At 40.2% G+C, this 12252-nt stretch carries 12 protein-coding genes; 9 read left to right on the top strand and 3 right to left on the bottom strand.

What is annotated here, in order from left to right:
* Nucleotides 1-411 precede the first annotated feature (411 nt).
* From FKZ59_RS09495 to FKZ59_RS09470, 6 genes are all read left to right on the top strand, one after another.
* Nucleotides 412-630: a hypothetical protein gene (locus FKZ59_RS09495; RefSeq protein WP_141602525.1), complete on the top strand. Its 219-nt coding sequence runs from the start codon at nucleotides 412-414 to the stop codon at nucleotides 628-630.
* Between the two features lie 368 nt (nucleotides 631-998).
* On the top strand, nucleotides 999-3803 hold the full coding sequence (locus FKZ59_RS09490; protein ID WP_141602524.1) for a 2-oxoglutarate dehydrogenase E1 component: 2805 nt from the start codon (nucleotides 999-1001) through the stop codon (nucleotides 3801-3803).
* A gap of 52 nt (nucleotides 3804-3855) precedes the next feature.
* Nucleotides 3856-5121 (top strand): 2-oxoglutarate dehydrogenase complex dihydrolipoyllysine-residue succinyltransferase, encoded by a 1266-nt coding sequence (odhB, locus tag FKZ59_RS09485; RefSeq protein ID WP_141602523.1) that lies wholly within the window; start codon nucleotides 3856-3858, stop codon nucleotides 5119-5121.
* Between the two features lie 327 nt (nucleotides 5122-5448).
* Nucleotides 5449-6303 carry a transporter substrate-binding domain-containing protein gene (locus tag FKZ59_RS09480; RefSeq protein ID WP_141602522.1) on the top strand — a complete coding sequence of 285 codons (855 nt, stop codon included), beginning with the start codon at nucleotides 5449-5451 and terminating at the stop codon, nucleotides 6301-6303.
* 120 nt (nucleotides 6304-6423) lie between these two features.
* Complete coding sequence (locus FKZ59_RS09475) at nucleotides 6424-7170, top strand: amino acid ABC transporter permease (RefSeq protein ID WP_141602521.1); 747 nt, start codon at nucleotides 6424-6426, stop codon at nucleotides 7168-7170.
* A 3-nt stretch (nucleotides 7171-7173) separates the two neighbouring features.
* Nucleotides 7174-7911 (top strand): amino acid ABC transporter ATP-binding protein, encoded by a 738-nt coding sequence (locus FKZ59_RS09470; protein WP_141602520.1) that lies wholly within the window; start codon nucleotides 7174-7176, stop codon nucleotides 7909-7911.
* Nucleotides 7912-7952: 41 nt separating this feature from the next.
* On the opposite strand, the gene FKZ59_RS09465 is transcribed toward FKZ59_RS09470, so the two are convergent.
* Nucleotides 7953-8711 (bottom strand): alpha/beta fold hydrolase, encoded by a 759-nt coding sequence (locus FKZ59_RS09465; protein ID WP_181733248.1) that lies wholly within the window; start codon nucleotides 8709-8711, stop codon nucleotides 7953-7955.
* Nucleotides 8712-9280: 569 nt separating this feature from the next.
* Between FKZ59_RS09465 and FKZ59_RS09460 the strand changes: the two genes are divergently transcribed.
* Nucleotides 9281-9484, top strand: coding sequence for a DUF6501 family protein (locus FKZ59_RS09460; protein WP_141602518.1), 204 nt, complete (start codon nucleotides 9281-9283; stop codon nucleotides 9482-9484).
* 28 nt (nucleotides 9485-9512) lie between these two features.
* Here FKZ59_RS09460 and FKZ59_RS09455 read toward each other — a convergent pair whose 3' ends face one another.
* Together FKZ59_RS09455 and FKZ59_RS09450 are read right to left on the bottom strand one after the other, a co-directional pair.
* Nucleotides 9513-10580 carry a toxic anion resistance protein gene (locus tag FKZ59_RS09455; RefSeq protein ID WP_141602517.1) on the bottom strand — a complete coding sequence of 356 codons (1068 nt, stop codon included), beginning with the start codon at nucleotides 10578-10580 and terminating at the stop codon, nucleotides 9513-9515.
* A complete protein-coding gene (locus FKZ59_RS09450; protein ID WP_246045860.1) occupies nucleotides 10577-11179 on the bottom strand; it encodes a 5-bromo-4-chloroindolyl phosphate hydrolysis family protein in 603 nt (200 codons plus the stop codon). Before FKZ59_RS09450 ends, FKZ59_RS09455 begins: the two co-directional genes overlap by 4 nt.
* A 263-nt stretch (nucleotides 11180-11442) precedes the next feature.
* Between FKZ59_RS09450 and FKZ59_RS09445 the strand changes: the two genes are divergently transcribed.
* Together FKZ59_RS09445 and FKZ59_RS09440 are read left to right on the top strand one after the other, a co-directional pair.
* Complete coding sequence (locus FKZ59_RS09445) at nucleotides 11443-11733, top strand: DUF1033 family protein (RefSeq protein ID WP_141602515.1); 291 nt, start codon at nucleotides 11443-11445, stop codon at nucleotides 11731-11733.
* A 251-nt stretch (nucleotides 11734-11984) separates the two neighbouring features.
* Nucleotides 11985-12185, top strand: a complete 201-nt coding sequence (locus tag FKZ59_RS09440) for a cold-shock protein (protein WP_141602514.1) — start codon at nucleotides 11985-11987, stop codon at nucleotides 12183-12185.
* Nucleotides 12186-12252: the final 67 nt, after the last annotated feature.

Here is a 12252-nt window from a genome sequence, read left to right as displayed (position 1 = left end):
ACATTATGCGCGATCGCAAAAAATGTGACTACAATAAAAAATTTTCCTTTAAAAATTCATGGAATTTAAAAAAAATGTGCCACAATTTAAGTTCCCTTAAATTGTGGCACTAAAATTTTGGAGAAAAAATTACTCCGGGTGAAAAAAGTGTTAAGGGGTGTCATGCTTACATTTATTAATTAACCATTTATAGAATGATTTAAACATTTTTTTCAATTTTATATAAAAGATTTGTAAAAAAAAGTTAAAACCGTATATTTTCCAGAAATTATAAGCTTTTTTATCGGCATGATTTTGATGCTGCAAAATGAATAAAAATTTTTTTGAAATTGTATTGTATATATGAAGTGTTGTCATCAGCATGAAAGAATTAACAATTCATAGATGGTTATAATATGAAGGTGGAAAGCGGTGGAGCAAAAATGGACGTCTGACCGTCAGAAAGAACATGAAAAAAATGAAGCGGAGAATTATGAACATAATTGCAAAGTGCTTGAAGATATATCCTCAAATGTTACAATAAACTATAGTTCACTTGGAAAAATGAGTGGATGTATTTGCGGGCCGCTTTTGCACAAAGCGGAAACCGATCAGACAATAAAATTTGAAAACCGTTATTTCCTTTTTTAAATTTATTTGTATGCTGATAATAATTTTGCCGCAATGTTCTGGAACGAATTTGGATTTTCGGGGGTGGCTTATTTATCTTAATAACATAGTGAAAATAGGTAAAAAGCACATAATATTCAAATTTTTTATGGCTTAAGCGTGTTTCTATTCCTTATTTAAATGCTAATAAAAAAATTTTTCCGTCCACTCAAATTTTTTCATATAAATTTGTGAAAAATAGTTGTATTTTTTGTGAAGAGTAGTAATATTGAGATGGAAAAAAGGTTCTTCTCATAAAAATTATATAAATGAAATTTAATAGAAGAAGTTGAATTTACTTTAAATTTATTATAAGGATTGTGATTTAGCAAAATTTGGAGGTTTTTCTCATGTCAAACAATGTTATTACAGCTGGATCTCCTTGGTCAGCATTTTCTGGTCCTAACTTGGGGTATTTGATGGAACAATATGAACTATATTTGCAAAACCCTGAGGAAGTGGATTCAGATTTAGTTGAGTTGTTCCGACGTTATGGTGCCCCTGTTCTGGAAGAAGCAACAAGCGGCGCCCAACCAGCGGCTCAAGCAGCAGATTTGAAAAAAGTTTTGGCAGCGATCCGATTAGCAGATGCGGTGCGCGCTTTTGGCCATTATGCAGCTGATGTTTATCCACTAAAAGACCGGCCGTTAGACTCCACAAAAATTGAACCATCAACATATGGTTTAACAGATGCTGACTTGGCCGAATTGCCTGCTTCTTTATTCTTTAGTAACGTTCCTGCAAACGTTTCCAACGGTCTTGAAGCAGTCCAATATTTGCGTTCCCTTTACACAGGGAAAATCGGCTTTGAGTACTCCCATGTAGAAGACGAAGCCGAAAAAAACTGGATTCAATCCAAAATCGAATCGGGCTTCTTTAATGCGGCATTGACACCGGAAGAAAAGAAAGCCGTTTTAGAAAAACTTACCCGTATTGAAAACTTCGAAAAATTCATTCATAAAACATTCGTAGGCCAAAAACGATTCTCTGTCGAAGGCCTGGATACACTAGTTGTTTTAATCGACGAGATTGTTAAATCCGCAGAGCAGGATAATTTGAAAAAGCTCGAAATCGGTATGGCTCACCGCGGACGTTTGAATGTATTGACGCATATTGTGAAAAAGCCGTATGAAATGATGTTTGCGGATTTTGCCCATGTGCCAAACGATTACTTCTTCCCTGAAGACAGTTCACTTGAAATTTCCAAAGGCTGGACAGGCGACGTTAAGTATCACATGGGTGCGACATATCACAGAAAATCCGGCTTGACTGTTAAACTTGCCTACAACCCTTCGCACTTGGAAGTGGTTAGCCCTGTTGTCGCAGGCGCAACTAGAGCGGCACAAGAAGACACATCACAACCAGGCGCACCGGTGCAAGATACTTCGAAAGCTTTAGCGGTGATTGTCCACGGCGACGCAGCGTTCAGCGGAGAAGGTGTTGTGCAAGAAACATTCAATATGGCACAAACAAAAGGATTCTCTACCGGAGGAAGCATCCATATCATTTCAAACAACATGATCGGATTTACGACGGAGTGCTATGATTCCCGTTCTACCCATTATTCATCCGACTTGGCAAAAGGTTATGGCATTCCGATTGTGCACGTGAACGCAGACGATCCTGAAGCGGTGGTTCAAGTAGCGAAATTTGCATTTGAATACCGTCAAAACTTTGGCAAAGACATTTTGATCGACTTAATCGGTTACCGCAGATACGGACATAACGAAACAGACGATCCTACGGTGACAAATCCGCTCACTTACTTGATCGTCGCAAAACATCCGACTGTCCGCGAAATATATGCTGAACGGGTAGCCAATGAAGGAATTGTCACAAAAGAAGAAGCAGAGCAGTTAAATAAAGACGTATATGCCGAAATGCAAAAAGCTTATGATTATGTAAAGAAAGTCGGGGAAGAAAAAGGGCATTTGGAAATTGAAATGCCTGAAGAGGTAAAACAGCCTCTTCCTGAAGTCGAAACAGGCGTTCCTGCAGATGAATTGAGACAAATCAACGAAGAATTGTTGGCATGGCCTGAAAACTTCGAGCCGCAAAATAAATTGGCAAGAATTTTGAAAAGACGAATTGAAGCCCTTGAAACAGGAAAAATCGATTGGGGTCATGCTGAAACATTGGCGTTTGCGTCCATTTTGCGCGAAGGAAACCCAATCCGCATCTCTGGACAGGATGCACAGCGCGGTACATTCTCTCAGCGCCATTTAGTACTGCATGATAAAAACAACGGTTCTGAATGGACGCCATTGCATCATATTTCCGGTTCAAAAGCATCCTTTAGCGTATATAACTCTCCTTTGACAGAAGCGGCGATTGTCGGTTATGAATATGGTTACAATCTTGAAAACGAAAAGGCTTTGACAATTTGGGAAGCACAATTCGGGGACTTCGCAAATATGGCCCAAATGATGTTCGATAACTTCATTTCTGCAGCCCGCTCAAAATGGGGAATTAAATCCGGATTGGTGTTATTGTTGCCAAACGGTATGGAAGGACAAGGTCCAGAGCACTCATCAGCACGCATCGAGCGCTACTTGCAGTTGTGCGCTGAAAATAACTGGATCGTTGCGAACTGCTCCAATGCAGGCAACTACTTCCACTTATTGCGCAGACAGGCTAAATTGCTTGGCACAGAAGCGGTGCGTCCTTTAGTGGTGGCCACACCAAAATCATTATTGCGCCATCCGTTGGCAGCGGCGACTTTGGAACAATTATCCGAAGGCAAATTTGAAGAAGTTATTGAACAGCCTGGCCTTGGACAAAACGCTAAAAAAGTGGAGCGCATCATTTTGGCTTCAGGCAAAGTGGCAATCGACTTGGCAGAAGCCGTCAAAGATGGCGAAGGATTCGATAAGCTTCACATTCTTCGAATTGAACAATTGTATCCATTCCCAATGGAAAAATTGAAAGAAATTATCGCTAGATACCCTAAAGCAAAAGAAATCGTTTGGGTTCAAGAAGAGCCTAAAAACCAAGGACCTTGGAGATTCGTTCTGGAATACTTGCTTGAACTTGCTGATGGCAAAAAAGTTCGTTATGTTGGCCGTCCGGAAATGTCTTCTACTTCAGAAGGCGATGCAGATTCACATAAAGCCGCCCAAGCGAAAGTGATCAGCGACGCTTTGGCAGACCTATGATTGCGACAGAAGAATTCAGATTAGTGTTGAGACTTAAAGGAGGATATTGAAAGTGGCTGAAATCAAAGTCCCTGAATTAGCAGAATCGATTACAGAAGGTACTATTGCACGATGGGTGAAAAAAGTCGGAGATCCTGTCGAAAAAGGAGAATTCATTGTTGAATTAGAAACAGACAAAGTCAATGCAGAAATTATTTCCGAAGAAGCGGGTGTATTGACGCAAATTCTCGCTGAAGAAGGCGATACTGTAAATGTCGGGCAAACAATTGCCATTGTCGAGCCGGCGGCAGGGGGCGCTGCTCCTACACCAGCTCCACAGGCTGAACCTGCAAAAGAAGAGCCAAAAGCAGAACAACCAGCTCAACCAGCTCAACCTGTTCAACCGCAGGCTCAAGCTGCACCAGTTGAAGAGACATCTGCCGGAGGACGTATTGTGGCTTCTCCTGCAGCAAGAAGACTTGCTCGTGAAAAAGGAATTGATTTGGCAGCAATTTCGCCAGTAGACCCACAAGGCCGAATCCGTGTCCAAGATGTTGCTGCCCATGCAGCTCAACCTGCTGCACCGGCACAACCAGCACAACCGGCACAACCGAAATCACCAATTGCGACAATTGATGATTCCCGTGTAACAGTCGAAAGAATGAGCCGTCGCCGTCAAACAATCGCAAAACGCCTTCTTGAAGTAAAACAAAATACGGCAATGTTGACAACTTTCAACGAAATCGATATGACGAACGTCATGGAATTGCGTAAACGCAAACAGGAACAGTTCGTGAAAGAAAACGGCATCAAACTTGGTTTCATGTCCTTCTTCACAAAAGCCGTTGTTGCTGCATTGAAAAAATATCCATATGTCAATGCACAAATTGTTGGAAACGAAATTCACAAATTCAATTTCTACGATATCGGAATTGCGGTATCCACTGAGGAAGGTCTTGTAGTTCCTGTTGTTCGCGATGCAGACCGCAAAAACTTCGCTGAAATCGAAAAAGAAATTGCGGAACTTGCTCAAAAAGCCCGCGAGAAAAAATTGGCCCTTTCCGATTTGCAAGGCGGAACATTTACGATTACAAACGGCGGTGTATTCGGTTCATTAATGTCCACTCCGATCATCAACGGTACACAAGTCGCAATCCTGGGAATGCATGCCATTGTGAACCGTCCGGTTGCCATCAACGGACAAGTGGAAATCCGTCCAATGATGTATGTGGCACTATCTTACGATCACCGCATCATCGACGGAAAAGATTCTGTCGGCTTCTTGAAAACTGTAAAAGAATTAATCGAAAATCCAGAAGACCTGCTCCTAAATTCATAATTGAAAGAAGCGAATATACTCCCCTTCCTTTGGTTGGGGAGTATATTTGGTATTAATCATAAATTCCTAGATTATTGACAATTAGTCCTATACTGGGTTATTCTTTTGTAAGAATTACATATTCCGGCCTCTTGATGAACAAAATTTACAATGCATTCTCAAAGGCTTCCATGAATAACCACTAAAGAGCCCTTCTATACTAAATATGTAAGAAGCGCTTTTCTTTCCAAAGTGGAACTAGGGTTTTGTCTTACAAATTGATGCGACCTGAAGTTCTTCTTAGGTCGTTTTTTATTTGTAAGCGGATTAGAAACAGGGGGGAAATATATGAAAAGGAACCTATTATTATTGCTTATTTCTTTGGTAACCGTTTTCATTCTTACCGCATGCGGTTCCGGCGACGAAAAATCAAAAGGAGATTCCGAAGACTCCAAATCTACCGGTTCTAAAGAAGTGTTAAGAGTCGGAATGGAAACGGCATATGCGCCATTTAACTGGTCGCAAAAAGACGATTCTAACGGGGCTGTTCCAATTAAGGACTCCAAAGAATACGCAAACGGTTACGACGTACAAATCGCAAAACGCGTTGCGGAAGGGCTCGGAATGGAGCTTGAAATTGTGAAGACGGACTGGGATGGATTGATTCCGTCATTGCAATCAGGGGCCATCGATCTTGTCATTGCCGGAATGTCTCCGACGCCAAAACGGATGGAAGTCATTGATTTTACGGACAACTACTATACGAGCGATTTTGTCATTGTCGTGAAAAAAGATGGTCCATATGCTAATGCGAAATCCATCCACGATTTTAAAGGGGCAAAAGTGACTGCGCAGCAGGGAACAACCCACTACAAAGTCATCGACCAAATGACTGGCGTGAAAAAACAAGTGCCGGCGAACGACTTTGGACAAATGCGCATCCAGTTGGCTTCCGGTGCGATCGATGCCTACATTTCCGAACGTCCTGAAGGAATGTCAGCTGCAGAAGCGATCAAAGGATTTACTTACATCGTTCCCGAAGACGGCTTTGAGGCCGATGAATCAGACACAGCCATTGCAATCGGTTTGAAAAAAGGTTCACCATTAAAGGATAAAATCAATAAAATTTTGGCTGGAATTTCAGAGGAAGAACGCCAGCAAATCATGGAAGAAGCCATTAAAAATCAACCATCACAACAATAGTGTGGTGAAAGGTTGTCTTGAGATTTACATTTTGACAAGACAACCTTTTTCCATTTCCCCTCTGGTTCGCCAATCAGATTTCTTTCGCATAATTAAAACTATGAATAAGGGGATTTATTTATGTCTTTCTTAGAAACGGTTTGGAAGATTTTTGAAGAAAACTGGGATCTGTTTTTACATGGTGCCTGGATTGCATTGATTCTTGCGGTTCTCGGTACCATTTTCGGTGCACTCATCGGTTTTTTTATCGGCATTATGCACACGATTCCGCTTTCAAAAAAATCTTTTAAAACTTATCTATTGAAACTATTCAATTTTATTCTTACTTGCTATGTGGAATTATTCCGGGGCACACCGATGATGGTTCAGGCGATGGTCGTCTTTTACGGATTATACGCGATTGAGATTGAATTAAACCGATTTATTGCCGGTTTGATCGTCATCAGCTTAAATACGGGCGCTTATATGGCCGAATATGTACGCGGGGGCATTGTTTCCATCGACAAAGGACAGTTTGAAGCCAGCGAAGCGATTGGTATGAGCCACTTTCAAACAATGCTCTACATTATCCTTCCACAAGTGGCCCGCAATATTTTGCCGGCAACCGGCAACCAGCTCGTAATGAACATAAAAGACTCTTCCGTATTAAGTGTTATCAGTGTTGTTGAGCTATTCTTCGCAACAAACTCCATCGCGGGAAGTACATATCGCTATCCGGAAGCATTCTTGATTGCCTGTGTCCTATACTTCATCATGACGTTCACAGTGACTCGCATCTTGTTATTGTTTGAAAAGAAAATGGACGGTTCCGAATCTTACCGGATCGAGCTTGTGACAGGAAACAAGCCGGCAAAGGGTGGTGAGTAAACGATGTCAGTGGTCATCGATATACGGCATTTGAATAAAAAATTCGGCGATCATGAAGTGTTGAAAGACGTGAATTTCCAGGTAAAAAAAGGGGAAGTGGTGACATTAATCGGCGCTTCCGGATCCGGCAAATCCACTTTGCTGCGGTGCATCAACCTGCTGGAAATTCCAACTGGCGGAGAAATCTTCTTCAATGGGCAAAATATTTTGGAAGAAGGATACGATAAGAGAACATATCGCACCCATTTAGGGATGGTGTTCCAACACTTTAATTTGTTTAATAATTTGGACGTTTTGGGAAATTGTACAATCGGCCAAATCAAAGTGTTGAAGCGGTCGAAGGAAGAAGCGGTCAAAAATGCCATGAAATATTTGACGATTGTCGGCATGGAACAATTCAAACATGCAAAACCGCGGCAGCTTTCAGGAGGTCAAAAACAGCGGGTTGCCATTGCCCGGGCGCTGGCGATGGATCCTGAAGTGATGCTTTTCGACGAACCGACTTCCGCCCTGGACCCGCAAATGGTCGGGGAAGTGTTGAAGGTTATGCGACAACTTGCAGAAGAAGGAAACACGATGTTGATTGTAACCCATGAAATGGAATTTGCAAAAGAGGTTTCCGACCGCGTCGTGTTTATGGACAAAGGAGTCATTGTAGAAGAAGGGCCTCCTGAACAGGTTCTCGTCAACCCGAGACATGAGAGAACGAGAGAATTTTTAAGACGCACATTAAATAAATAAAATGGAAAGGACCGTTCGGATTTGTTGAAACGGTCCTTTTTTTAGCTGACTTTGTTCCGGTATTCCTGAATATGCCGAGATATGGCCAAATTGAACAGCTCCGGACGTTCGATATTGGACAAGTGGCCCGTATTTTCAAAAATGATCAAGTTGGAAGATCTAATCATGTAATGCATCAAATAGGCATTGTGGATCGGAACCACTTTATCGTGCAGGGATGCAATAATTAAGGTTGGAACATCAATCGTCAATAAATCATAAAAGTAGTTTCTTCCAAAAGCCGACTGAACCGATTGCAGGTACGTATCTTCCCGGATGTAGAAGGCATTTTTGGCCAATTCGTACACCTTCTTCTCCTCCGGATTGTATAAGCATTTCTTGATGAGGCGATCGTTTAAATGATCGAGGGATGTTTCTTTCATCAGCCGTTTTGTTTTCTCAAGAGTAATGTTTCCGAACAAGGTTGGAATATAATATGTCGTATTGCATAAAATGAGCGATTTTACCCGATTTTTAAAACGCTTACAAATTTCCAAAGCAACGATGCCGCCCAAGGAAAGGCCGACGAAATGAGCCTTATCGATGTTCAAATAATCCAATACTTCAATAATATCCTTGGCGAAAAATTCTACCTGGATATTTTCTTTTTCCGGAGAATGGCCGTGCCCTCTCAATTCGATGATGATTAAACGGTACTGGCTTGTAAGCTCCAATTGCGGGGCCCAAGCCTGAATCCGATTTCCCAATCCATGGATAAAGACTATTTCCTCTCCTTTTCCAACGTCCAAATAATTTAACATGGAAATCACCTTTTCCTCAGCAGAGTCTTCTGAAGCCATAGGGAGGGTTTATTTATAGTCTTTTTCATTTTTTTAATATTTAATCATGCTTTTTGGGGACAGTTCAAAATGGTTTATCATTATTATATGTAAATTGCACAGAAATGTGCTATGACAACTGTACTTATGTTTGCAATTATATTTATTGTGAAATATTCCGCGAAGCGTTTCGGCTTTTTGTATACTGCCACAATTCATCTCGAACTGTTTTGGTACATACATCATATTCGTTGATGGCAATGGCGGAACTGCTTGTTTCCAAGGAAAGAAGGGTTTCATCCAAAAGGGGGGATTGGGCAAACATTGGGATTCTGGCAAAAAAGCCGTTTCTTCCCAATAAAAAGGACCAACATTTTTGGGGCGGAAGAAATGGTTTATGACCACGGGATTGGCAAAATCATTTGAACCAGATTTATAGCCAAATAAGAAAAGGTTTTTGTATAATGTATTTTGACAATTTGAATGTATATAGTCTGGATGAAAATGATATAATTGTAAACGACATAGTAAAGAAAAGAGAGGGTATAACGATGCTGAACTTGAAATGGAAAAATGCACCTACTAAATATAAAGTGCGATGCGTCAATACGAATGCAAAAAAATATCTGGTATCCAATGTGTTGACAGTCGGCAAAGAATACGAAGTGAAAAACGAAACGGAAGAATTTATTTTTATTATTGATAACACAGGCAAAGTAGGAGGATACTATAAAGAGTATTTTGAAAAAATATAAGCGCGAGTGTCTTTGGCACCCGCGCTTTTTATATTGTCCCGATATCCTGCATTGTTTTTTTGAATGTTTGTTGTTTCTCGCTCCGGTCGTCATGAATACGCAATGTTTCCGCAATGGATTCCATTAGCTGCTCCTGTGTTTCCTTTAGGTGAGTCAATTCTTCAGGACCAAATTTCTTTTCCACTGAGAGGCCCATCATTTCGCTATTTTTTCTCGTGATCATTTCGGAAGCGCTTCCCAAACTTTTGCCAGTTTCATTGGCCCGATGTTGGCGATTAAGATTCACGAGCATGGAAATTTGAGATTGCCATAATGGAATTGTGGATAAGATGGAAGATTGGATTTTTTCAATGAGCATTTCGTTTGTCGATTGGATCATCCGGATTTGCGGAGCTGTTTGAATCGCGATTTCCCTGGATAATTGCAAATCATACATTCTCCTGTCCAGCCACTCAATGGCATTTTGCAGATCGGACAGTTTTTGCTCAAACATCGGATTGTCCCGGTCGTCCAATTGGTGTTCCAAAATTTTCAATTCTTTCAAAAGATCCATTTTTTTCATTTCCAGCGCCGCAATATAAAGGTTGATTCGATGAAAATAATCTTCATTTCTTTCATATAATTGGTTCAATAAGGCATTATCTTTCAATAAATTTTCTTGAGCCCGCTTTAAGTGAATTGTTAATCGGTCTATTTGTTTGCTTAACCGATTGTATTGGGAGATGATTTGCTGAATGGATGCTTTTGGTTTAAATAGTTTTCTAAAAAAACCTTTCCGTTGGTCCGTAATGCCCTCAAGATTGATGGAATCCAATTGTTCCACTAAATTGGATAAGATTTCACGGATCGGTGAGGTATCATTCCTTTGTACCTGTACCAACAATTGATGAGTAAAATCTTTTAAAGACTTTTGAACTTCCTCCCCAAAACGCAGAATCGTTTCATAGCGAGTGTCCAATTGACTGGCCAAAAATAAGGCCTCTGACCGTTCTTCTTGGTTGAGGGCAGGGAAGAACTTCGCTTCTGCAATGGAAAAAGAGCTCTTGCTTTTTGAAACGGATTCAGCGGTTTTTTCAGAGCTCTTTTTCCCGATCATGGATTTTCCCTCCGATAGTCAAGTTGTTTCTTTTCCTGTTCCAGTTTGACATAATCCAATTCCAGTATTAGATTTTCCAAATCGGAAGCCAAAGCCGATTTTAAGTCTTCTTCCATTGAACCCTGCAATTTTTTCATCGCGATGCGGGCATCTTCCAGAGCGAAATGGACATCGGCATCCTTGATTTGCTGTTGCACCAATGTCGTATAATTTCTGCTCAGTTGCACCGCAGACGGCAGATGGGAATAGAAAAAGTCTTCCACCGCATAGAATTTCTGCGGATTGGCTTGAACGATGTTGACAATTCTCCGGGATAATTTTGTCATTTCGTTAATCAACTTAAATGAACGGATGGAACGGACACGAATATATTGTTGTGTCAATAAATTGATGTACCGTTTCGCTTGTTTCAACTGGGATTCGATATGGTTATATTCCGAACGGGTAAAGCCGAGTTCCTTCATCCTTTTGAACTTCTGGATGCTTCTGATCACAAAATTACTGATTATATATGTTAAAATTGAAGCGATTATAGCAACTGATAAGATGGGCAAATCAAAAAAACCTCTGCTGAATTGGGCCACTGCTATAATAAACATTGCAGTACCGAAGAAAAAATTTAATAAATGCCGTATAAGAAAATTCGTGATCCCCAGCATGATATGTACCTCCTTGTGCTCTTAGTATAAAATACGTACAGAGTCGGATAAAAGTTTCAAATTTTTTATTAGTCCTCTATTTCATGATACTACTTTTATCACAAAGATTGAAAGCGAACCGGCGGGGAATTGTTCAGTTTCCCCCGTTAAAATAATCTTTCCGGCATTTTTTCAATGACTCATAAAGAAACGAGGTAATTTTAATGTATAAAATCATTTATATGAAAGCGGACTATGAACCATGGTGGCAATTTGAAGATTGGGAATCACATATTGTCTATGAGCAGATTTTTCATACAAAGAAGGAAATGGAACAGGCCCTGCAACAAATACTGGATGACTTCCGAAAAAAATATGATCATGAAGAGAGCAGGGAAGGTAAATATTTTGCATTCTGGTCGGAAGATGAAAAGAGATTTTGCGAAGCTTGCGATGATGAATTGCAAATTTTCCATGGTATAATTGTGCAAGAAATGGCATATAATAAGAAATAGAAAAAACAGAATAACATCCCGATCCGCAACAAACGATTTAAAAAAGGAAAATCGTTTGACATTTTGTAATATGGTAATGTATAATGAATTTACAATTGAATTATTGAGCCGGAAACAGAAGATTCACATATTACAAAGAGTGATCGGAGGTTTTTACGGTACTCTTCGTAATATGTGAATTTTTTTATTCTTTCCGAATAAAAATAATTCCATATTGTAAAAATATTTTTATCTTTTTGGAGGTTTTTTTAATGAAACAAGGTACAGTAAAATGGTTTAACGCAGAAAAAGGTTTTGGATTCATCGAAGTTGAAGGGGAAAACGACGTATTCGTACACTTCTCAGCAATCCAAGGCGAAGGCTTCAAAACTCTTGAAGAAGGCCAAAAAGTGGAATTCGAAGTTGTAGAAGGCAACCGTGGGCCACAAGCTGCTAACGTAGTTAAATTATAATATAACTTAACCTAACTATAATGAGGCATCCGCAATCAGGGTGCCTTTTTTGTATTATTTTAAAATT

The organism is Ureibacillus terrenus (assembly GCF_006569205.1).
Taxonomy (GTDB): domain Bacteria; phylum Bacillota; class Bacilli; order Bacillales_A; family Planococcaceae; genus Ureibacillus; species Ureibacillus terrenus.
Note: the sequence above shows the minus strand (reverse complement) of the source record. Positions and strands in the feature narration are given on the sequence as shown.